Annotated in this window: 24 protein-coding genes and 2 other annotated features; all 24 genes read left to right on the forward strand. The window is 29.3% G+C overall.

The annotated features are described in order from the left end of the window. The first annotated feature begins 43 nt into the window (after window positions 1-43). Window positions 44-976 carry a YIEGIA domain-containing protein gene (locus ACRDDE_RS01335; protein ID WP_438625019.1) on the forward strand — a complete coding sequence of 311 codons (933 nt, stop codon included), beginning with the start codon at window positions 44-46 and terminating at the stop codon, window positions 974-976. 11 nt (window positions 977-987) lie between these two features. After that, the gene (locus ACRDDE_RS01340; protein WP_438625020.1) at window positions 988-1,914 is read left to right on the forward strand and encodes a YIEGIA domain-containing protein; all 927 of its coding nucleotides are present in this window, start codon (window positions 988-990) and stop codon (window positions 1,912-1,914) included. Between the two features lie 3 nt (window positions 1,915-1,917). After that, a complete protein-coding gene (locus ACRDDE_RS01345; protein WP_021429980.1) occupies window positions 1,918-2,109 on the forward strand; it encodes a capping complex subunit for YIEGIA in 192 nt (63 codons plus the stop codon). A 92-nt stretch (window positions 2,110-2,201) separates the two neighbouring features. Further along, window positions 2,202-3,530: a DUF512 domain-containing protein gene (locus ACRDDE_RS01350; protein WP_438625021.1), complete on the forward strand. Its 1,329-nt coding sequence runs from the start codon at window positions 2,202-2,204 to the stop codon at window positions 3,528-3,530. Window positions 3,531-3,544: 14 nt separating this feature from the next. Next, window positions 3,545-4,867, forward strand: coding sequence for a ribosome biogenesis GTPase Der (gene der / locus ACRDDE_RS01355; RefSeq protein WP_220796398.1), 1,323 nt, complete (start codon window positions 3,545-3,547; stop codon window positions 4,865-4,867). 17 nt (window positions 4,868-4,884) lie between these two features. Next, window positions 4,885-5,490, forward strand: coding sequence for a glycerol-3-phosphate 1-O-acyltransferase PlsY (gene plsY, locus ACRDDE_RS01360; RefSeq protein WP_438625022.1), 606 nt, complete (start codon window positions 4,885-4,887; stop codon window positions 5,488-5,490). A gap of 29 nt (window positions 5,491-5,519) precedes the next feature. After that, window positions 5,520-6,533 carry an NAD(P)H-dependent glycerol-3-phosphate dehydrogenase gene (locus ACRDDE_RS01365; RefSeq protein WP_438625023.1) on the forward strand — a complete coding sequence of 338 codons (1,014 nt, stop codon included), beginning with the start codon at window positions 5,520-5,522 and terminating at the stop codon, window positions 6,531-6,533. Window positions 6,534-6,625: 92 nt separating this feature from the next. Next, window positions 6,626-8,098 carry a stage IV sporulation protein A gene (gene spoIVA / locus ACRDDE_RS01370; RefSeq protein ID WP_021433867.1) on the forward strand — a complete coding sequence of 491 codons (1,473 nt, stop codon included), beginning with the start codon at window positions 6,626-6,628 and terminating at the stop codon, window positions 8,096-8,098. Window positions 8,099-8,216: 118 nt separating this feature from the next. After that, complete coding sequence (locus ACRDDE_RS01375; RefSeq protein WP_438625025.1) at window positions 8,217-9,440, forward strand: HlyD family efflux transporter periplasmic adaptor subunit; 1,224 nt, start codon at window positions 8,217-8,219, stop codon at window positions 9,438-9,440. 4 nt (window positions 9,441-9,444) lie between these two features. After that, on the forward strand, window positions 9,445-10,149 hold the full coding sequence (locus ACRDDE_RS01380; protein WP_195947806.1) for a YggS family pyridoxal phosphate-dependent enzyme: 705 nt from the start codon (window positions 9,445-9,447) through the stop codon (window positions 10,147-10,149). Window positions 10,150-10,177: 28 nt separating this feature from the next. Continuing rightward, a complete protein-coding gene (locus ACRDDE_RS01385) occupies window positions 10,178-10,648 on the forward strand; it encodes a cell division protein SepF (protein ID WP_021430031.1) in 471 nt (156 codons plus the stop codon). A 22-nt stretch (window positions 10,649-10,670) separates the two neighbouring features. Continuing rightward, window positions 10,671-10,922, forward strand: a complete 252-nt coding sequence (locus ACRDDE_RS01390) for a YggT family protein (protein ID WP_021429989.1) — start codon at window positions 10,671-10,673, stop codon at window positions 10,920-10,922. 22 nt (window positions 10,923-10,944) lie between these two features. After that, window positions 10,945-11,730, forward strand: a complete 786-nt coding sequence (locus ACRDDE_RS01395; protein WP_438625026.1) for an RNA-binding protein — start codon at window positions 10,945-10,947, stop codon at window positions 11,728-11,730. A gap of 12 nt (window positions 11,731-11,742) precedes the next feature. After that, the gene (locus ACRDDE_RS01400) at window positions 11,743-12,252 is read left to right on the forward strand and encodes a DivIVA domain-containing protein (RefSeq protein ID WP_438625027.1); all 510 of its coding nucleotides are present in this window, start codon (window positions 11,743-11,745) and stop codon (window positions 12,250-12,252) included. Between the two features lie 61 nt (window positions 12,253-12,313). After that, window positions 12,314-12,547: a binding site (T-box leader), on the forward strand. A 52-nt stretch (window positions 12,548-12,599) separates the two neighbouring features. After that, complete coding sequence (ileS, locus tag ACRDDE_RS01405) at window positions 12,600-15,707, forward strand: isoleucine--tRNA ligase (protein WP_438625028.1); 3,108 nt, start codon at window positions 12,600-12,602, stop codon at window positions 15,705-15,707. Between the two features lie 241 nt (window positions 15,708-15,948). Continuing rightward, window positions 15,949-16,179: a binding site (T-box leader), on the forward strand. A 65-nt stretch (window positions 16,180-16,244) separates the two neighbouring features. Next, on the forward strand, window positions 16,245-16,943 hold the full coding sequence (locus ACRDDE_RS01410) for a 5'-methylthioadenosine/adenosylhomocysteine nucleosidase (protein WP_438625029.1): 699 nt from the start codon (window positions 16,245-16,247) through the stop codon (window positions 16,941-16,943). A gap of 12 nt (window positions 16,944-16,955) precedes the next feature. Next, entirely contained in the window at window positions 16,956-17,960 is a 1,005-nt protein-coding gene (trpS, locus tag ACRDDE_RS01415; RefSeq protein ID WP_438625030.1) for a tryptophan--tRNA ligase, read from the forward strand. A gap of 157 nt (window positions 17,961-18,117) precedes the next feature. After that, window positions 18,118-18,519, forward strand: a complete 402-nt coding sequence (locus ACRDDE_RS01420) for a DUF5665 domain-containing protein (protein ID WP_438625031.1) — start codon at window positions 18,118-18,120, stop codon at window positions 18,517-18,519. Window positions 18,520-18,528: 9 nt separating this feature from the next. Continuing rightward, window positions 18,529-19,020 (forward strand): TraR/DksA C4-type zinc finger protein, encoded by a 492-nt coding sequence (locus ACRDDE_RS01425; RefSeq protein ID WP_150843303.1) that lies wholly within the window; start codon window positions 18,529-18,531, stop codon window positions 19,018-19,020. Window positions 19,021-19,035: 15 nt separating this feature from the next. Next, a complete protein-coding gene (locus ACRDDE_RS01430) occupies window positions 19,036-19,770 on the forward strand; it encodes a polysaccharide deacetylase family protein (RefSeq protein WP_438625032.1) in 735 nt (244 codons plus the stop codon). A gap of 111 nt (window positions 19,771-19,881) precedes the next feature. Further along, entirely contained in the window at window positions 19,882-20,325 is a 444-nt protein-coding gene (gene lspA, locus ACRDDE_RS01435; RefSeq protein WP_438625034.1) for a signal peptidase II, read from the forward strand. Between the two features lie 8 nt (window positions 20,326-20,333). Next, complete coding sequence (locus tag ACRDDE_RS01440; RefSeq protein ID WP_438625036.1) at window positions 20,334-21,245, forward strand: RluA family pseudouridine synthase; 912 nt, start codon at window positions 20,334-20,336, stop codon at window positions 21,243-21,245. A gap of 197 nt (window positions 21,246-21,442) precedes the next feature. Next, window positions 21,443-21,976, forward strand: coding sequence for a bifunctional pyr operon transcriptional regulator/uracil phosphoribosyltransferase PyrR (gene pyrR, locus ACRDDE_RS01445; protein WP_021430049.1), 534 nt, complete (start codon window positions 21,443-21,445; stop codon window positions 21,974-21,976). 100 nt (window positions 21,977-22,076) lie between these two features. Then, on the forward strand, window positions 22,077-22,222 hold a 146-nt coding region (locus tag ACRDDE_RS01450), incomplete at its 3' end, for a solute carrier family 23 protein (protein WP_438625037.1).

Genomic DNA, 22,222 nt, shown 5'->3' on the forward strand with positions numbered 1-22,222 from the left:
TTTGCACACAATAAATATAGTGAAAATAAAAGGAGGATAACATATGGATGATGCTACATTATTTAGACGTGCATTTGGGGTAGCTTTAGTTTTAGGTGTTTTATCAAGACTAATAGTTTTAAGAATAGTTAATAAACAACAACCAACTCAACCTCAAGATTATATAGAACAACTTATTTTATCATTTATTGCATCTGCATTGGGAGCTGTAGCATTCCCAGCTTTATTAGATAAAGAATTTGCAGCACTTACTTTTTTAGCAGTAGGTATACAACAATTTCAAGAAGTAGCGAGTGAAGAGGAAATAACATTATCAAATATAGATGATAGTGAGTTGATTAGAAAAGGGATTACTTATATTCATGACGTATCCAAAAATTATGAGGTTAGAAACTATCTTAGTATTTTTTCATCATTAGCGGCATCTATAGCATTTATAATAACTTTTAATACCTTTAAAGTTAACTTTATTATTTGTACTATAGCGTCAATTGTGTCAACAGGTATAGTTGGATATATATTTAAAAAAATACTAGCAAATAAAAGTTTAGAGGATATTGTAGATGTAGAAGTTGTACCGATAGAATTTGATGGAGCATTATTAAAAGTAGGAGGGGTAGTTTTAACCAATATAGGACTAGAAACATCAAAGCAAAGATATTTAGAAAAGGGTATAGGACTTAAAGTTATGCCAAAAGATATGGTATCTGCTGGTATAATAGGAGACCCAGCTCAACAACAAGCTATGCTACATAACGTATATTTACATATGGGAATAGACAGAGATGTTGATGAGCCAGAATTTATACCTATAGCAAGAACAAACCCCAAAGATAATTCTGTTAACTTTGGATATATTCCACTAGTTAGAGATGTTGATTTAACAGTAGAAGCTATAAAAAGTGCACCTATATTGGATAGTTCAAAAGGAAATAACAATGCATATAGAAAGAAAAATAAGAACAAGCAAAATTAAGGGGTGAGTAAATGAAAAGTATATTTATAATTGGTATAGTCATTGGGATTATTTCAAGGGTCATAACATTAAAAACAGACCGAAAACAATATCCAACAGAACCAAATATGTTAGTATCACAACTTGTTTTAGCTATTATAGGGTCAGCTTTAGGAGCGATGTTAGTCCCTGCTTTAATACAAAAATCATATACATCAATTACATTTTTATCACTTGCAGCTAGCCAATTTAGACAAGTTAGACATAGTAAGAGAAAGTCTTTGACAGATATGGAAGATGCTCTATTAGTAAAACGTGGAGCTGGGTTTATTGAAGAAATTGCTTTAACATATGAAGTTAGAAGTTATACTTGCATTCTTACAGCTTTAACGACGTCAGCTGTGTATCATTTATCTAAGACGGAGCTTTATGTAGGAGAAGGAGGAAGTATCTTCTTAGGGGCAGCAGCAGGGCTTGCATTAGCGCTGATATTTAAAAAACTATTTGTAAGAGAAAGTATAGGAGCTATAGCTGAGGTTATTCCGGCTAAAATATCATTTGACGGACCACTATTAAAAGTAAATGATGTTGTAATATCCAATATAGGATTAGAATCTTCAAGACAAAGGTATTTAGATTATGGACTAGCAGTAGAAATCATACCTAAAGATGGAAATTACATAAATAGTGGTATAATATTAAGTCCAGGTCAAAGACAGACAATAGCTAATATAGCATACTCAAGACTAGGAATAATGAGAACTCCGGATGAACCTGACTTTGTTCCACTTTTGAGAAGGAATCCTAAAAATGAAAGTTTAGTAATGCCATATATACCTATTGAGAAAGATATAAACCAGCTTATAGCAGCAGTTAAAAGTACACCTATAATTGAGAGCTCTAGAGGAAATAATTGGGCACTTAAAAGGTTTAATATAAAACAACAAAAAGGAGTGTAGAACATGAATGTAGGGATAACTGACGTAACACTAGCTATAATTACTACAAATAAAGAAATGAAATCGGCTAATATTCCTGTTTTTTATGCAGAAGATGAAAAAGAGCTTCAAGAAAGAGGCTTAATAATATCTAAAACTATGGGAGGTATGGTTCATGATGTATATCATGGAACTCTAATCGTAGTGAAGCATTAAAGGTACCTTTAAAGGTACCTTTTTATTGACTATTTTAAAGAAAACGTGGTAATATAATGTGATGTACTTATAAAAGAAAAGTGGTGAAATTTATGGAAGTCAATGTAAAAAATACAAATAATATAATCAGTAAAGTATACAAAGATAGCATCGCTTGGGAACTAGGAATAGAAGTTGGAGACTTGTTAATTTCTATAAATGATCAACTGATACATGATATAATAGAATATAGATTCTTGCTAAGTGATGAGTACTTAGAAGTAGAAATAAAAAAGAAAAACAATGAAATATATGTGTATGAAATAGAAAAAGATTATGATGAAGATTTAGGAATTGAATTTACAAATCCTATAATAGATAAAGCTAAAAGTTGTAGAAATAAATGTGTATTTTGCTTTATAGATCAATTACCAAAAGGTATGAGAGAAACACTTTATTTTAAAGATGATGATTCAAGATTATCATTTTTACAAGGAAATTTTGTAACTTTAACAAATATGAGTGAAGAAGATATAGATAATATAATTAGATATAGAATAAGTCCTATTAATATATCTGTTCACACTACAAATCCAGAACTTAGACAAAAAATGATTAAAAATAAGTTTGCTGGAAGGCTTTACGAAATAATGCAAAGATTAGCTGATGCTCAGATACAAATGAATTGCCAGATTGTTTTATGTCCAGGTTACAATGACAAAGAAGAATTAGAAAGAACTGTATCTGATTTAACGAAACTATATCCGTATGTAAATAGTGCAGCAGCAGTGCCAGTAGGAATAACTAAACACAGAGACCATCTACCAAACTTAGAAATATTTAATGAACAAACTGCTAGAGAAACTATAGAGTTAGTTCATAAATTACAAGAAAAATATCTAGGTGAACTAGGAACAAGATTTATATTCCTATCAGATGAGTTTTATATAATGGCAAATAAAAAATTATTAGATTATGACGATTATGAAGGCTTTATACAATTCGAAAATGGAGTAGGTATGATAAGCAAGTTAGAAAGAGAAATTCATGACTATCTACAAACTATTTCGGATGAAAAGATAAATTCTAAAAAGAAAATTTCTATAGCTACGGGACACTCTGCATATGAATTTATAAAAAATATGGCAAGTTGCATAATGAATAAATGCCCAGGAGTAGAGATAGAGGTTTACAAGATAGTAAATAACTTCTTCGGAGAAACTATAACTGTATCGGGGCTTATAACAGCTACAGATATAATAAATCAGTTAAAGGACAAGGACTTAGGACAAACTTTATATATACCAAGAAGTATGTTAAAAGCAGATGAAGAAATATTTTTAGATAATATTACACTAGAAGAATTACAAAATACTATGAATATTGAAGTTGTACCTTGCTTAAATGAAGGTAAAGACTTTGTTGATAAGATTTTGAAATAGAGAGGGAGGTTATTATGAACGATAATAGACCGGTAGTTGCAGTAGTTGGAAGACCTAATGTTGGTAAATCAACTTTATTTAATAAGTTAGCAGGAAAAAGAATATCAATAGTTGAAGATACTCCAGGAGTAACAAGAGATAGAATATTTACAGAGGTAGAATGGTTAAACAAATATTTTACACTTGTAGATACTGGAGGGATAGAGCCAAATAGTGATGATATAATATTATCTCAAATGAGAAATCAAGCTATGCTTGCTATGGATATGGCTCACGTTATAATGTTTGTTGTTGATGGGAAAGCAGGTCTTACAGCAGCAGATAAAGAAGTAGCACAAATACTTAGAAAAACTAAGACACCTGTAATATTAGTAGTAAACAAAATAGATAGTCAAACTCAATTTGACAATGTATATGATTTTTATGAGTTAGGATTAGGGGTTCCATTTGCAATATCTAGTGCAAATAGTATGGGACTTGGAGACCTACTTGATGAAGTTGTAGCTAACTTCCCAGAAGGATTAGATACAGAGTATGACGAAGATATAATAAGAGTTGCTATAACAGGTAAACCTAATGCAGGAAAATCTTCTATATTAAATAATATGTTAGGTGAGGAAAGAGTTATAGTAAGCCCTATAGCTGGAACAACTAGAGATGCTATAGATACTTATTTAGAAAAAGGAGATAATAAATTCCTTTTAATAGATACAGCAGGACTTAGAAGAAAAAGTAAGATATATGAAAATGTAGAAAAATACAGTGTAATAAGAGCTATGAGTGCAGTAGATAGAGCGGATGTAGTTCTTATTGTAATAGATGCAGAACAAGGTGTAACAGAGCAAGATACAAAAGTAGCAGGTATTGCACATGATGAAGGTAAGGCTTGTTTATTTGTAATAAATAAATGGGACTTAATAGAAAAAAATGATAAAACTATGAGTATATATACAAAAACTATAAGAGAAAAATTCCCGTTCATGGCGTATGCACCTATAGTATTCGTATCTGCGAAAACAAACCAAAGAATGAACAAAATATTAGAAACAGTAACTTATATAGCTGAAGAACATGCTAAGAGAGTTCCAACATCAACATTAAATGATGTAATAGGTGAAGCTGTACTTCTTAACCAACCTCCTTCAGATAAAGGGAAGAGACTTAAGATATATTATGGAGCTCAAACTGGAACACAACCACCTAAATTTACATTATTTATAAATGATAAGCAACTTACTCACTTCTCATATCAAAGATATCTTGAAAATAAGATAAGAGAAAACTTTGGATTTGAAGGTACACCTGTATGGTTTGACTATAGAGAAAAAAGAAAATAGGTATTAGGGGGGAAGAAATGATTAATTACCTAATTATTATTTTAGTATCGTACTTTATAGGAAGTATATCGACATCATATATAATAGCAAAAAGAATGATGGGTGTGGATATAAGAACCCAAGGTTCAGGAAATGCAGGATCTACAAATGTTCTTAGGACATTAGGGAAAAAAGCTGGAATACTGACATTTGTAGGAGATTTGTTAAAAGGTGTAATAGCTGTATTGATAGCAAAGGTAATAGCCACTATAGCTCATACAGATGTAGCTACAGCATCTTACATAGCAGTTGTATTTGTTGTAATAGGTCATAACTGGCCTATATATCTAGGGTTTAGGGGTGGAAAAGGAGTGGCTACTTCTTTAGGCGCTATGATAGCTGTAAACCCTGTGATAGCTTTAAGTTGTTTCGCATTTTTTATACTAATTGTATACGTGACAAAATATGTTTCTTTAGGATCAGTACTTGGTATATGTACATCTCCTATAATAATGTTTTTTATAGGAAATTATAAAGGATTAGCAGTTACTTTGTTTTTATCAGCATCAGTAATATTTAAACATAGAGCAAATATTAAACGATTATTAAATGGAACAGAAAGAAAAATAGGAGAAAAAAAATAATACTTTAAGTATATTTAGGTGGTGTTTGTATGGAAAAAATTTGTGTATTAGGAGCTGGAAGTTGGGGGACAGCATTAGCATTAGTAGTAGCTAAAAAGGGCTATGATGTCTCTATGTGGACTTTAAATGAAGACCAATGCAATTTAATTAATGAAAATAGAGAAAATAGAGATTATCTTCCAGGTGTAAACATACCAACAAATATTAAAGTTACAACAAATATAGAAGAATCAGTAACAGGTAGCTCAATGATAGTTTTAGCTGTACCTTCTCAAGCTATAAGAAGTATTTGTAAGCAAATTAAGCCGTTTGTAAAAAGTAATCAGATATTAATTGATGTTGCAAAAGGTTTAGAGAAAGGGACTGGGTTAAGACTCTCTGAAGTATGCGAACAAGAAATACCAGAATGTGAATATGTTGTTCTTTCTGGACCATCACATGCAGAGGAAGTTTCAAGAGATATACCTACAACTGTAGTTGTAGCATCTGAAAATTTAAGCACTGCTGAAAAAGTCCAAGATACGTTCATGAGCCCTAAATTTAGAGTATATACAAACCCTGATGTTGTCGGAGTTGAATTAGGTGGAGCATTGAAAAATATCATCGCATTTGGAGCAGGTATATGTGACGGATTAGGATATGGAGACAATGCCAAGGCAGCTCTTATGACACGTGGAATACGTGAAATAAGCAGATTAGGGATTGCTATGGGAGCTAAATCACCTACTTTTTCTGGGTTGTCAGGAATAGGAGATTTAATTGTTACATGTACGAGTATGCATAGTAGAAATAGAAGAGCTGGAATACTTATAGGACAAGGAAGAACCTTAGAAGAAACTTTGAAAGAAGTTAAAATGGTAGTAGAAGGAATTACAGCAACAGAAGTTGCTTATGATGTATCAAAAAAATTAAATATAGAAATGCCTATAACTAATGCTATTTACTCAGTTCTTCACAATGGGTCGAACCCAGATGAAGTTGTAGATGAGCTAATGATGAGAAATAAAACGCATGAAGTTGAAGAGGTAGTAAAAGAAAACTAGATTATTAAATCTAGTTTTTTTTTAATTTTTGTAATATTAACCTGCAGATTAAAATATACTTTATTAAGAATTTGTATGCAGGAGGGTTATAGATGAATAATATATATGAGGACATAGCAAGAAGAACTCAAGGGGATATATATGTAGGTGTAGTTGGACCTGTTAGAACAGGTAAATCTACATTTATAAGAAAATTCATGGAATTATTAGTTTTACCTAATATAGAAAATGAATTTAAAAGAGAAAGAACACAAGATGAAATACCTCAAAGTGGTTCAGGAAAAACAATTATGACTGTTGAACCAAAATTTGTTCCAGCTGATGGTGTAGAAATAAAGATTAGAGAAAATGTTTCAATGAAAGTTAGAATGGTTGATTGCGTTGGGTACATAGTTGATGGAGTTTTAGGTCATGAAGAGGATGGTAAACAAAGACTAGTATCTACACCATGGTCTAATGAAGCTATGACTTTTGAAAAAGCAGCAGAAATAGGAACAAAAAAAGTTATAAGAGACCATTCTACAATAGGAATAGTTATGACTACAGATGGAAGTATTACTGAAATAGATAGAAAATCATATTCTATACCTGAAGAAAGAGTAATAAATGAGTTAAAAGAACTTAAAAAACCATTTGTAATAGTGTTAAACACATTAGATCCATATGCTGAGTCAACTCTAGAATTAAAAAGAGAATTAGAAGAAAAATATGATAAGCCTGTAATACCATTAAATGTTTTGGCTATGGATGAAGAGGATGTGGAAGAAGTTATGGAAAATGTATTATATGATTTCCCTATAAATGAAATAAATATAAACTTCCCTAAATGGATAGAAGGATTAGAAAAAAATCATTGGATAAAAAATAACATAATATGTGCTATAAAAGACAGTATAAATGAGGTTGGAGTTATAAGAGATGTGAATTCTATAATAGATGGATTTGAAAGTTTAGATTTCTTAGATGAAACTCAAGTTGACAATGTAGAATTAGGAGAAGGTGTAGTAAGCATAAATTTAGGAACTAAAAAGGACTTATTCTATAATGTTTTAGAAGAGAAGAGTGGATTTAAAATAGATGGTGAATATGAACTATTAAACCTAGTAACTAGATTATCTAAAGTTAACACAGAATATGAAAAGGTAGAACAAGCGTTAACTGATGTAAGAGAGAAAGGTTATGGGTTAGTAGCACCTACTATCGATGAACTTACTTTAGATGTTCCTGAGATAGTTAAGCAAGGTAAACAATATGGAGTTAGATTAAGAGCAAAAGCTGGATCTATTCATATGATCAAAGCTGACATATCTACAGAAATTTCTCCTGGAGTAGGAACAGAGCAACAAGGTAAAGAGATGCTAGAAAGTTTACTAAAAGGTTTCGAAGAAAATCCAAATGAAATATGGGAATACAATATGTTTGGAAAATCATTACATGACTTAGTAAAAGATCAATTACAAAGTAAATTGTATATGATGCCAGATGATGTAAGAGTTAAGATACAAAAAACTTTACAAAAAATAATAAATGATGGTTGTTCAAATATAATAACTATTATTTTATAAATAAAAAAAGGTGCATACCAAGGTATGTACCTTTTAAGTTTTTTTAAAAAGTAAGAGGAGTTGTATTTATATTGAAGAAATAAATATAGTATTATATTTATTTTTAGGGGGATATGTATTGAGAAAATTAAAATTTAATTATACAAAGTTGATTTTGATATTTATATGTATATACGTATTATCAAATATACTTAGTGGTATAATTAAAAAAAATGCAGATACTTTGGTTTTAGAAAATCAAGTTGTTCGAGAAAGTTTCAAGAAAAAGGGACTAGTAATTAGAGATGAATATTTATTGGAAAGTAGTATGGATGGAAAAGTAAAATACTGTATTAAAGAAGGTAATAAAATAAAAAAAGGTGATGAAGTAGCATACATCTACAATGGTAATGTAGATGAAAAAACGGTAAGTACGCTAAAAGATTTAAAACAAGATATATCAGATATAGAATCAGGAAATACAAAGATAGTAAAATCGGATATAAAAAACATAAATGAGGGTATAAAAAAACTGAGTTTAAATTTACAAAACAATTTATTAGATGGAGATATAAACATAGATAGTGATTTAAACAAAATATCTAAACTTCTAAAAGATAAAAATGAAATAATAGGGAGTGATTTAAATAGTAAGACATTACAAGATAAAGAAAATGAAGCAGAAAAAGTTTCAAATCTAATTGCAGATAACTCACAATTATTTAAGGCAAAAAACTCAGGTATTATCTCATATAAGTTTGATAACAATGAGAAAAAATTTAACTTAGAAAATATTGGAGAAGTGAAAAAAGAAGATATAGAAAGTACAAAAGAAGAATATGTAGACATAAAGAAAGATGGAGAAGTAAAAAAAGGTGAACCTGTTGCAAGGATAGTAAACAATCTAAAGCAATATGTAGCTATAAGCTGTAATGAAAAAGAAATAAAAAAATTAAATGTAGGACAAAAAATAATTCTATCTAGTGACGTTGAAAAAATAAATGCAAATGTATATGATATATATAAGGATGGAAATGACTACATTGCTATATTAGCTATAAGCGAACAAAATATGGAAATTTGCGATACAAGAGTAAAAGAATTTGATATAATATATAAGTCAACAGAAGGCTTAAAGGTTCCTAAAGATGCATTTGTAGAAGTAGATGGTAAAAAAGGTGTCTACGTAATTTCTGAAACAGGAGAAGAGAAATTTGTAGAATTACAAGGAACTTTTTATGAGAGTGAAGAATATATAGTTATTGACTATTACAAAAATCATATAAATGGAGTAAAAAGTATTAGTATTTATGATGAAGTGATATTAAACCCAAGAGGTAAAAAAATTAGTAAAAGCAGGTGATAAAATGAACTCTATAAAATCTAATTTAATTAATATAGAAAAAAGAATTAATGATTCTTGTAAAACTTCCGATAGAAGTAATGATGAAGTTAAATTAATAGCTGTAACAAAGACTGTAGATATAGATGCAGTTAATGAAGCTATAGAATGTGGAGTAACTGACGTAGGCGAAAATAAGCCACAAGAATTAGCTAGAAAATATGAAGTAATAGGTGATAGAGTAAAATGGCACCTTATTGGAAGTTTGCAAACCAATAAAGTAAAATATATAATTGATAAAGTATATATGATACATTCTATAGATAGATTATCATTATGTGATGAGATTCAAAAACGAGCTCAAAGCATAGATAGACAAATAAATTGTTTAATACAAGTCAATATATCTAAGGAAGAAAGTAAACACGGCATACTTGAAGAAGATGCTATTGATTTTATAAAAAATATATCAAATAATTATCCAAATATAAGAGTTAAGGGGCTTATGACAATGGCTCCAAATACAGATGATAAAAATTTAATAAAATCCGTATTTAGGGGATTAAAAGATTTAGCTAACAAAATAGAACATGAAAATATAAATAATGTGTCTATGGAAGCTCTATCTATGGGGATGAGCAATGACTTTGAGATAGCTATTGAAGAAGGAGCAACATTTGTTAGAGTTGGAACTTCTATATTTGGACAAAGAAACTATAATAAAAAATAATGAATATATATAATGGAGGATGTTAATAATGGGAAATGGTTTCATAGGTAAGATAAAAGATTGGATGACAGATGAAGTAGAAGACGAGTTCATGGATGAAGAGATAGAAGAGATTGAGGAAGAAGTAGAGATATCAGAAGATTTAAGTAATGGAGTTGGATCTATAGCTCAACCTAAAAGCAATAAAATAGTAAATATACATACAGCAGGACAAATGAAAGTTGTCATAGTAGAACCAAAGAAATATGAAGAGGTTACATCTATAGCTGATCAATTAAAACAAAGAAGAGCTGTAATAGTTAATTTAGAAAATTTAGATGATGCAGTTACTCGTAAATCTATATTTGATTTTATGAATGGAGCTGTATATGTTTTAGATGGAAGTATACAAAAAGTATCTAAGGCAATATTTATATTAGCACCTAATAATGTAGATATAGATGCTAACATGAAGAAAGAGTTAGAAAGTAAAGCTTTTTTCCCATGGCAAAATAAATAAATAAAAAGGAGTAAGAATTGAAATGATAGAATACTCTTTATTAGTTTTAACAGACATAGTTCAATTTGCAATTGTAATAAGAGCATTAATGTCATGGATTCCAGGAGCTACACAGTCAAAAATCTATGATATTATAGGTATGCTAACAGAGCCTATAGAAGGGCCTATAAGAAACTTTATGTTTAGATATATTGAAGGTCCAATAGATTTTTCTCCAATAATTGCGCTATTTGTACTTCAATTTTTAAGAATGTTAATAATAAATATATTTTAAAATATTAGAAGTAGGTTAAATTATGGACAAGGTATCATTAACAAATCATATTAAAGATATAGATTTAAAAAATAAGATGTTTAAGGTAATAGATAAAGCATATTCTTGTATCAAAAGCTACGATATTAAGTATACTGATTTTCTAAATCCTTATGAAATAAAAAATTCTATATCAATATTAAATAGTTTCGACGATATAAAATATAGGGTTGATGGAGGCTTTGAAGAAGCTGAAAGAAGAGTTATTACAATATTTCCTTATTATATGGAATATGAAGATGTACAATCACCTATAAAAGTGTTACAAATAGAGGGCAATTTTAAATTTAAAGAGATAAAGCATAAAGATTATTTAGGTTCTTTACTGGGTCTAGGTATAAAAAGAGAAAAAATAGGGGATATAAATATACATGATAACTTTTGTCAGGTTATCGTAAGTAAAGATATCTCAGATTTTATTATTATGAATTTAGAAAAAGTTGCTAGAAATAGTGTTAAGGTAAAGGAAATTCTCGAAGATGATATAGCATATTCCAAACCTAAATACAAAGAAATATCATTAACTGTATCATCACAAAGATTGGATTGCTTGATAAGTGGGATATACAATATTTCTAGACAAGAAAGTTTGAAGCTTATAAATACAGAAAAAGTTTTTGTTGATTATGAAAAAATAATATCTACATCAAAAACAATAGAACGGGATGCTCTTATATCAGTAAGAGGTAAAGGTAGAGTCATAATAGCCGATATAGGAGATATAAGTAAAAAAGGAAAAATGAAATTAAAAGCAAAATTAATAATATAGGGAGGGGAATACATGCTAACTCCAGTGGATATTGAAAATAAAGAATTTAAAAAAGGTATACGTGGATATAGAGAAGATGAAGTAGATGAATTTTTAGATTTAGTAAAAGAAGACTTCGAAAACGTATATAGAGAAAACCTGGAATTAAAAGACAAAATAAGAATGTACCAAGAACAAGTAAGTAAGTTTGAAAACATAGAAGAAACGTTAAAGGCAACACTTATAACTGCTCAAACTGCAGCTGAGGATACATGTAGTGCTGCAAATAAAAAAGCTAAGATAATAGTTGAAGAGGCTGAACTTAGATCAAGACAAATAATAGGACAGTCTAATAATAGAGTTATTGAAATAAGAAAAGAATATGACTCTATAGTTAAAGAGTTCAAGATATTTAGAAATAAATTTAAATCATTATTAGAAGACGAAATTAGAAGTGTTGATGATATTTTCTCAGACATAGATGAAAATGGAGTTCAAAGAATAGCTGAGCTTCAAAAAGAATTATCAGATGCTTTAGAGTAAAAATATATTGACTATTTGAACAATTTATTATAAAATTTCATACATATAAACTAATATTATAATAAATGCTATGATGGAGAGAGTAGTTTTTAGATAATTTTACAGAGAGTTGGAGAAGCTGAGAACCAATAAATTTATAAAAATGAAGATCACTCCTAAGCTGCAGGCTGAACGATTAAATCTATTAAGCTGAGCCGGTTAAATACCGTTATATTGAAAGAGTGTTACAAATGTAGGATAATTATATACATTTGTAAAATTAGGGTGGTAACGCGAGTAATAACTCGTCCCTTTCCAGGGGCGGGTTTTTTTATGTGAAAAATAAAATCAAAGGAAGGTGGATTTTAATGGCTAAATTTAAGTCGTTAGTAGATTCTTCTGTAAAAGAAGCTGAAGCTAAAGTATCTGATTATTGGAATGACATAAATATGTTAGAAAAAACTTTAGAAAAAGGAAAAGATGATCCTAGTTTTGTATTCTATGAAGGGCCTCCAACTGCAAATGGAAACCCAGGAATACACCATGTTATAGCTAGAACTTTAAAAGACTCTGTTTGTAGATATAAAACTATGAATGGATATCAAGTAAAAAGAAAAGCTGGATGGGATACACATGGATTACCTGTAGAAATACAAGTAGAAAAAGAATTAGGTTTATCTGATAAGCAACAAATAGAAGCTTATGGATTAGATAAATTCAATAAAAAGTGTAGAGAGTCTGTTTTCACATTTGAAAAACAATGGAGAGATATGACTGAAAGAATGGCTTATGAAATAGACTTAGATAATCCATATATAACTTTAGATAATAATTATATCGAGTCTGTATGGTGGATATTAGATAAGTTTAATAAAGAAGGATACGTATATGAAGGGCATAAGATACTTCCATACTGCCCAAGATGTGGAACAGGGCTTGCGTCACATGAGGTTGCACAAGGATATAAAGAAATAAAAAATAATACAGTAATAGCTAAATTTAAAAGAAGAGATGCTGATGAATATTTCTTAGCATGGACAACAACTCCTTGGACATTACCATCAAACGTTGCTTTGACAGTAGGTGCTGAAATAGACTATATAAAAGTTAAGCAAAATGATGAAATATATTACGTTGCTAAAGCTTTAGCTAATAAAGTTTTAGGAGAAGATTATGAAGTTATAGAAGAATTAAAAGGTAAAGATTTAGAGTACGTTGAATATGAACAATTAATGCCATTTGTTGAAGCAGATAAAAAAGCATTCTTTGTTACTTTAGGTGACTATGTAACAACAGAAGATGGTACAGGAATAGTTCATACAGCACCAGCATTTGGTGAAGATGACTACAACTTAGGAAGAAAATACGATTTACCAGTATTACAACCAGTTTCAGAAGCAGGTAAGTTTACAACTACTCCATGGGAAGGCAAATTTGTAATGGAAGATGGTGTAGACGTTGAAATTATAAAATGGTTACACGGAGAAAATAAATTATTCAGCAAAGAAAAGGTAGCTCATAACTATCCTCACTGCTGGAGATGCCAAACTCCACTTTTATACTATGCAAAACCAAGTTGGTATATAGAAATGACTAAGCTAAAAGACCAATTAATAGCAAATAACAAAACTGTTGAATGGTATCCAGGTTTCGTAGGAGAAGGAAGATTTGGTAACTGGTTAGAAAACTTAAATGACTGGGCAATATCTAGAAGTAGATATTGGGGAACACCATTAAACGTATGGAAGTGTGAATGTGGTCATAAAGAGTCTGTAGGATCAAGAGAAGAGCTTGCTAATAAAGCTATAGAAGATATAGATCCAAAAACTATAGAATTACACAGACCATATGTAGATGATATACACTTTAAGTGTGATAAGTGTGGAGGAACTATGACTAGAGTAACAGATGTTATAGACTGTTGGTTTGATAGTGGTTCTATGCCATTTGCACAACATCACTACCCATTTGAAAATAAAGAAAACTTTGATGAATTATTCCCAGCAGATTTTATATGTGAAGGTATAGATCAAACTAGAGGATGGTTCTACTCATTACTTGCTATATCTACTTTTGTTACAGGTAAAGCTCCATATAAGAGAGTTTTAGTTAATGATTTAGTACTTGATAAAGAAGGTAAGAAAATGAGTAAATCAAGAGGAAACACAGTAAATCCTTTTGAATTATTTGATCAATATGGAGCAGATGCATTAAGATGGTATTTATTATATGTATCTCCACCATGGACTCCAACAAGATTTGATGTAGATGGATTAAAAGAAGTTCAAAGTAAATTCTTAGGAACTATGAAAAATGTATATAACTTCTTCACATTATATGCAAATACAGATAATATAAATCCATCCGAGTTCTTCGTTGAATATAAAGATAGACCAGAATTAGACAGATGGATATTATCTAAATTTAACAACTTAAAGAAAGAAGTAGAAGAAAACTTAGAGATATTTGAATTAAATAAAACTGTTAGAATGGTTCAAGAATTTATAAATGAAGATTTATCTAACTGGTATATAAGACGTTCAAGAAGAAGATTCTGGGCAACTGAATTAACAGAAGATAAAAAATCAGTTTATAATACAACTTATGAGATATTAACAGAGCTTTGCAAGTTAATAGCTCCATTTACACCATTTATAGCAGAAGAAATATATAGAAACTTAACTAATGAAACTTCAGTTCACTTAGCTACTTATCCGAAAGCTAATTTAGATTTAATAGATAATAATCTAGAAGAAAAAATGGATTTAGTTAAAAACTTAGTTACATTAGGAAGAGCATCAAGAGAAGCTACTAGAATAAAAGTTCGTCAACCTATACAAAAAGTATTAGTAGATGGAAAATATGAAGGTACTATAAGTGATGTTGTTGACTTAATAAAAGAAGAACTTAATGTTAAAGAAGTTATATTTGCTAAAGATTTAGGAGAATATATGAACTTTACATTAAAACCAAACTTTAAAGTTTTAGGACCTGTGCTTGGAGCTAAGATGAAATTCTTTGCTGGGGCATTAAATAAACTTGATGCAAGTGAAGTTGTACCTAAATTAGAAGCTGGTGAGTCTATAAGCGTAGATATAGATGGAGAAGAATTTAAGTTTAATAAAGATCATGTATTAATAAATATATCAGCTAAAGAAGGGTTTAATGTTACTATGGAAAACAACCTATTTGTAATATTAGATACAACTTTAAATGAGACTTTAATAAACGAAGGATATGCTAGAGAATTTATATCTAAAGTTCAACAATTAAGAAAATCTAATGACTTTGATGTTTTAGATAATATAGATATTGATTATTGTTCAGATGATGAAATAGCAAATGCTATAAATGAATACTCTGAATATATAAAATCAGAAACTTTAGCTTTAAACATAAATAGAGTTGATGATGAAAGTATAGAAAAACATAACTTAAATGACCACATGACAGGTATAAAAGTTACAAGAAAATAGTTTAAAATGCAGAAGCTGTACTCGAATAGTAGTATGAATAGGATAAATATATAAGTTTTGCTTCCAAAGCTGAAAAGAAGCTTTAAAGGTCGCTAAAACTTATATATTTACCATTTGATAACTATTTTGAGACAGCTTCTTTTTTGTGGGAATTAGGTGGTAGAAAAAAATATGTAGTTTAAATGGTTGACTTTTTTAAGATTAAAACATATCATATAAAATAAATATAAAAATATAATATGAAAATCCAGTGAAGAGGATTAGTAATTAAATTTCTTATTTAATACAGAGAATTGAGGTAGCTGAGAACTCAATATAAATAAATTTAATGAATGGACCTTTGAGGAATTAGGTGAAATTTAAAGAGTAGCTGATATCGTGACTGCACGTTATAGCAGAAATTATTAAGTGATATGCATATAAAAATGTATATAATTTAGGTGGTACCGCGGAAAATATATCCGTCCTATTTATTTAGGACGGATTTTTTTATTATACAAAAAATAAAGATTAATAACATATAGGAGGAATTTAGAAATGAACAAAATAGGAATAATAGGTGCAATGGATGAGGAAGTAGATATATTAAGAGATATAATGGACATAAAAGAAACTATAGAAAAAGCTAGTTTAAAATTTTATGTAGGAAAATTAGAAAATAAAGATATTGTTTTAGTTAGATGTGGAATAGGTAAAGTAAATGCTGCATTATGTGCTCAAATATTAATAAGTGAATTTAATGTAAATGCAGTTGTTAATACAGGTGTAGCAGGAGCATTAAATGAAGAGCTAGATGTATATGATATAGTTATATCTACAGATGCGATACAACATGACTTTGATACTACTGTATTTGGTGATAAAAAAGGTATAATACCTAGAATGGATAATTCAGTATTCAAAGCAGATGAAAAATTAATAAATGCAGCTTATGAATCATCAAAGGCAGAAGTTAAAACTCATAAAGTTTTAAAAGGTAGAGTTTTAAGTGGAGATATATTTATAAGTAGCAAGGAATTAAAAGATGAACTAGTAAAAGAATTTAACGGATACTGTGGAGAAATGGAAGGAGCTGCTATAGCACATGTATGCTATGTGAATCATACTCCATTTGTAGTTATAAGAGCTATGTCAGATAAAGCAGACGGAAGTGCAGATGTAACATATGAAGAGTTTGTAGGTCAAGCAGCTCACAACTCAAAAGATATAGTACTTAGAATGTTAAAAAATTTATAGGAGGCATTAAATATGAGTGAAAAGAAAATAATATTTAGTGGGGCTCAACCATCAGGTAAATTAACATTAGGAAATTATCTTGGAGCTATAAAAAACTGGAAAGAATTGCAAGAAGATTATAATTGCTATTATAGTGTAGTAGATTTACATGCAATAACAGTTCCACAAGAAGCTAAAAATTTAAGAGCAAATACAATGCAGTTATTAGCTCAATACATGGCAAGTGGTTTAGACCCAGAAAAAAATACTATATTCATACAGTCACATGTTAGTTGTCATACAGAGCTAATGTGGATTTTAAACACAATGACATATATGGGCGAGTTAAGTAGAATGACTCAGTTTAAAGATAAATCTCAAAAAAGCGAAGCTAATTTAAATGCAGGATTGTTTACTTATCCAGTTTTAATGGCGGCAGATATATTACTATATCAAACAGATTTAGTGCCAGTTGGAGAAGATCAAAAACAACATTTAGAGTTAGCTAGAGATTTAGCAAATAGATTCAACAACAGATATAGCCCTACATTTAAAGTTCCAGAACCATATATACCAAAAGCTGGAGCCAGAGTGATGAGCTTACAAGAACCAACTAAAAAAATGAGTAAATCAGATGAAAATGAAAATGGATATATATTATTAGTTGATGATGCTGATGCAATAAGAAGAAAAATAAAAAGAAGTGTAACAGATTCAGTTGGAGTAGTTAGATATACTGACGAACAACCAGGTATAAAAAATCTGTTGGATATATACTCAAAGCTTGACAATAAATCTATAGAAGATTTGCTTGCTATGTACGAAGGTAAAGGATATGGAGATTTTAAAAATGACGTTGCTGAAGTCATAGTAGAAACTTTAAAACCTATAAAAGATCAATATGAATATTTACTAGCAAACAAGGATTATTTAGAAGATATATATGCTAAAGGTGCTCAAAAAGCAGAATATCAAGCTAGAAAAACACTAAGAAAAGTTTATAAAAAAGTTGGATTGATAGAAAAGAAATTTTTATAAAATTAAGATTAAAAGCCCTATTTATTAGGGCTTTTTTTTATGTAATGAATAAATTTATTAGATGCAATTAGGAAAGCAAGTTTTTGTATTTAAAATATAAAAGTTGGAATAATAAAATTGTAAAAAGTTTTTCTATGTGAAGAGGACGTGTTAAGTTTTGAAGCGATATAGGTTAGGAAATAGAAAAAATGAAAAAAATATATATATAGAAAAAGTTGAAACAATAAGAATGAAAGAGATTGATAAGAGGATTCATGGAAATGATGAATCTGGAGCATTATTAAAGGCACTTGAAATTGCAAATAATAGAATAGACAGTCTGTTATACATGTTTGAAAGAAGCAGAATTATGGATTATATGATTTTAACAGATAGTAGAAGAAGAATGTTTGCAATTAATTTTATAGCAGGAATTGGGAAAGGATTTGGGCAAGCTATTGGATTCAGTTTTCTTACAGGTTTAGTTTTATATGTTATATCTAAATGGGTTAACTTACCTATTATAGGAGAATATATAGCTAGATTTTTAGATATGGTAGATAATTTTAGAGGAAGGTAGAGGATTATTATGAATAATAAAAAATATGAAAAGATGTTACTAGAAGAAAAAAATAATATAATAACGTTAGTATCAGAAATGGAAGATAACACTGTATTTGGAAACACTACTGAACATACAAGTGAAAAGTATACGTCAGGAGAACTTTCAAGTTATGATAATCATCTTGCGGATATAGGGAGTGAAGTATATATGCAAGAGATGCAAAATAGTTTAACTAATCATGAAAAATTTAAGCTAAATGAAATTGATAATGCCTTATATAAAATAAAAAATGGATCTTATGGAATTTGTGAAAGCTGCAAAAAAGGTATAGAGGAAGATCGCTTAGATTTTATTCCAGAAACTAGATTATGTGTAGATTGCGCTAAAAAAGAAGAAAGACCAGTAAACAATATAGAGAGTGTTAGTATAAAAGATAATTTTAGTGGACCTAATTTATTTACACGAGAAGTTAAAGACTTAGTTGATATGAATAGAGATATGAGAGATGACTACTAGAAAAGAGGCGGTAATATGAAAAAGTTAATTATACCTATATTTTTTTTGATTTTAGCACTAGGTATATTTAATATGCCAAAGTTAAATGAAAGTGAAGTTTTTAATAATAAAAATAATATATCAAAAAAATATGAAGATATAATAATTAAAAGAGGTAGTGATCAGAAAAAAGTTATAGCTTTAACCTTTGATGATGGTCCTGATGAAGATTTTACACCACAAATACTAGACATACTTAAAAAAAATAATGCAAAAGCCACATTTTTTGTAGTAGGTCAAAAAGTTGGATGGAATCCTGAAATTGTAAAAAGAGCATTTGATGAGGGGCATGAAATTGGGAATCATACATTTACGCATATAAATGTATGCAACAATTCACCTGAAAAGCTTAATAGTGAAATTATAAAAACTCAAGAAATTATAAAAAAAGTTACAGGAAAAGAACCCACTTGGTTTAGACCTCCATATAGAGCAATAAATGAAAATTTATTTAACTTAATGAAATCAAAAGATATGAAAGTTGTGCTGTGGTCTGATTTTGATGCAAGAGATTGGAGCAACCCAGGAGTTGGAAATATTATAAGCACAATAGAAAAAAATGCAAAAAATGGTAGTATAGTTTTACTTCATGACTACAACAGTATAAGGAATGATAAATCACAGACTATAAAAGCTTTAGAATGTATAATTCCAGAGTTACAAAAACAAGGATATGAATTTGTAACTATATCAGACCTTGTTAAAGAATAAATCAAAGAGAGATAGCAATTGCTATCTTTTTTTGATATTAACATGTATTGCCCATATATATGTTAATATATATAATATATATAGATTAAAACAATTGAGGAGGATATTTTTTTGATATATATACTTATTATATTAGGATTAATAGGATTAGATCAAATATCTAAATTTTTGGCTGTAAAGTATTTAGTTAATATAGGGAGTATACCTATAATTAAAGATATATTTCATTTAACATATGTAGAAAATAGAGGGGCAGCTTTTGGAATGTTTCAAAATAACCAAATTATTTTTGTAGTGGTTGCTTTGGCTGCATGCATATTTGGATTATATTATTTATACAAAAAGCAACTAAATTTACTTGGTAAAAGCGCTATAATTCTTATAATAGCAGGAGCTATAGGGAACCTTATAGATAGAGTAAGATTAGGGTTTGTAGTAGATTATTTTGATTTTAGAATAGTTTGGAACTATGTATTTAATGTAGCAGATGTATTTGTAGTTATAGGAACTATATTATTATGCATATACATAATATTTTTTGAAAATGACAAGTAGGTGAAATTATGGAAGAAATAAGACAATTTTTAGTTATAGATGAAGAAGAAGGCGATAGGCTGGATGTGTATTTATCTGGACAGTTAGGTGAAATGTCTAGGAGTTATATACAAAAGATTATAAAGGATAAAAAAGTTAAGGTTAATAATAAAATTGAAAAAGCAAAATACTTGGTAAAAGAAGATGACCATATAATTATTGAGATACCAGCACCAAAACTTCTTGAAGTGACTCCGCAAGATATACCAATTGACATTGTTTATGAAGATGGTGACTTATTAATAGTTAATAAACCTCAAGATATGGTTGTTCACCCAGCTCCTGGAAACTATGATAATACATTAGTAAATGCAATTTTATATCATTGTAGAGAAAAGTTATCTTCTATAAACGGAGTAATAAGACCTGGTATAGTACACAGAATAGATAAAGATACATCTGGTCTTTTAATGATTGCAAAAAATAATAAAGCTCATAATTCGCTAGCAGAACAGCTAAAAGATCATTCAATAACTAGAGAATATGAATTTATATGCCATGGAGTTATGAAAGAAGATAAAATAACTGTTGATAAACCTATTGGAAGAAATCCTAAAGATAGATTGAAGATGGGCATAGTTAAAGATGGGAAAAATGCAATTACTCACTTTGAAGTCATAAATAGATATGAAAACTTTACTCATGTTAAGGCAACTTTAGAGACTGGAAGAACACATCAAATAAGGGTTCATGCATTATCTTTAAATCATCCCTTATTAGGAGATTATCTATATGGTCCGAAAAATAATAAGTTTGGCTTAAAAGGACAAACTTTACATGCTAGAAAGTTAGGTTTTGTACATCCTACAACTAATGAATATGTTGAGTTCAATTCAGAACTTCCAAAATATTTCAGTGACTTAATATCTAAAATGAAATAAAAATGGTTGTTAAAAGTACTTTATTAGTATATAATTATAAAAAATGAATGTTACCTTTAATTGGTCCAGAGAGATCAAAAGGCGAGAGAATGAGAACTTATAGAAAATATAAGATTCTTTATATTTGATAAGTATAGCTTCTTGCCTAAGGGTAAGAAGCTTTTTTGAATTTAACCTTATGAAAAAGGAGGATTTTAATGAAAGAAAAGGCGCAATTAATGGATGAAAAAGCTATGGGAAGAGCTATAACTAGAGTAAGCCATGAAATTATAGAGAAAAATAAAGGTGTAGAAGATGTTGTTTTAGTAGGAATAAAAACAAGAGGAGTTCCTATAGCAAATAGAATAGCAAAGAAAATACAGAGTATAGAAGATGTATGCGTAAATACTGGTGAAATTGATATAACTCTATACAGAGATGATTTAAAAAAAGTAGATACAGATCCAGTTATAAATGGATCTAATATAAACTTTGATATAAATGATAAGGTTGTAATATTAGTTGATGATGTTTTATACACAGGAAGGACAGTAAGAGCAGCTTTAGATGCAATTATGGATATAGGAAGACCTAAGTCTATACAATTAGCTGTGTTAGTTGATAGAGGACATAGAGAGTTACCTGTAAGAGCAGATTATGTAGGTAAAAATGTTCCAACATCAAAACATGAGGTAATTTCAGTTATGTTAAATGAAACTGATGAACAAGATTCAGTAACTATAAACGAGTAAAAGCATAAAATTATATAAGGTTAACACCTTTTAATTCAGTACGGAGATACTGAAAAAGGGAGAATTATTTCTCCCAAACTAAAAATAGGGAGGTTTTTTTATGAAAAAAACAATGTTATCATTACAACATTTATTAGCTATGTTTGGAGCTACAGTTTTAGTACCAATATTAACAGGATTTAATCCAGCGGTTGCTATTTTCTGTGCAGGAGTAGGGACATTAATTTTCCATGCATGTACAAAAGG

Source organism: Paraclostridium sp. (assembly GCF_051656405.1).
Lineage (GTDB): Bacteria > Bacillota > Clostridia > Peptostreptococcales > Peptostreptococcaceae > Paraclostridium.

Bases quoted from the DNA above. Each gene is read 5' to 3' on its own strand.
- ACRDDE_RS01440 (WP_438625036.1), top strand. From the start codon at position 20,334: ATGGAAGAAATAAGACAATTTTTAGTTATAGATGAAGAAGAAGGCGAT.
- pyrR (WP_021430049.1), top strand. From the start codon at position 21,443: ATGAAAGAAAAGGCGCAATTAATGGATGAAAAAGCTATGGGAAGAGCT.
- ACRDDE_RS01345 (WP_021429980.1), top strand. From the start codon at position 1,918: ATGAATGTAGGGATAACTGACGTAACACTAGCTATAATTACTACAAAT.
- ACRDDE_RS01390 (WP_021429989.1), top strand. From the start codon at position 10,671: ATGATAGAATACTCTTTATTAGTTTTAACAGACATAGTTCAATTTGCA.
- der (WP_220796398.1), top strand. From the start codon at position 3,545: ATGAACGATAATAGACCGGTAGTTGCAGTAGTTGGAAGACCTAATGTT.
- ACRDDE_RS01365 (WP_438625023.1), top strand. From the start codon at position 5,520: ATGGAAAAAATTTGTGTATTAGGAGCTGGAAGTTGGGGGACAGCATTA.
- ileS (WP_438625028.1), top strand. From the start codon at position 12,600: ATGGCTAAATTTAAGTCGTTAGTAGATTCTTCTGTAAAAGAAGCTGAA.
- ACRDDE_RS01400 (WP_438625027.1), top strand. From the start codon at position 11,743: ATGCTAACTCCAGTGGATATTGAAAATAAAGAATTTAAAAAAGGTATA.
- ACRDDE_RS01380 (WP_195947806.1), top strand. From the start codon at position 9,445: ATGAACTCTATAAAATCTAATTTAATTAATATAGAAAAAAGAATTAAT.
- spoIVA (WP_021433867.1), top strand. From the start codon at position 6,626: ATGAATAATATATATGAGGACATAGCAAGAAGAACTCAAGGGGATATA.
- ACRDDE_RS01425 (WP_150843303.1), top strand. From the start codon at position 18,529: ATGAATAATAAAAAATATGAAAAGATGTTACTAGAAGAAAAAAATAAT.
- ACRDDE_RS01410 (WP_438625029.1), top strand. From the start codon at position 16,245: ATGAACAAAATAGGAATAATAGGTGCAATGGATGAGGAAGTAGATATA.
- ACRDDE_RS01430 (WP_438625032.1), top strand. From the start codon at position 19,036: ATGAAAAAGTTAATTATACCTATATTTTTTTTGATTTTAGCACTAGGT.
- ACRDDE_RS01340 (WP_438625020.1), top strand. From the start codon at position 988: ATGAAAAGTATATTTATAATTGGTATAGTCATTGGGATTATTTCAAGG.
- ACRDDE_RS01350 (WP_438625021.1), top strand. From the start codon at position 2,202: ATGGAAGTCAATGTAAAAAATACAAATAATATAATCAGTAAAGTATAC.
- ACRDDE_RS01385 (WP_021430031.1), top strand. From the start codon at position 10,178: ATGGGAAATGGTTTCATAGGTAAGATAAAAGATTGGATGACAGATGAA.
- ACRDDE_RS01335 (WP_438625019.1), top strand. From the start codon at position 44: ATGGATGATGCTACATTATTTAGACGTGCATTTGGGGTAGCTTTAGTT.
- ACRDDE_RS01395 (WP_438625026.1), top strand. From the start codon at position 10,945: ATGGACAAGGTATCATTAACAAATCATATTAAAGATATAGATTTAAAA.
- trpS (WP_438625030.1), top strand. From the start codon at position 16,956: ATGAGTGAAAAGAAAATAATATTTAGTGGGGCTCAACCATCAGGTAAA.
- plsY (WP_438625022.1), top strand. From the start codon at position 4,885: ATGATTAATTACCTAATTATTATTTTAGTATCGTACTTTATAGGAAGT.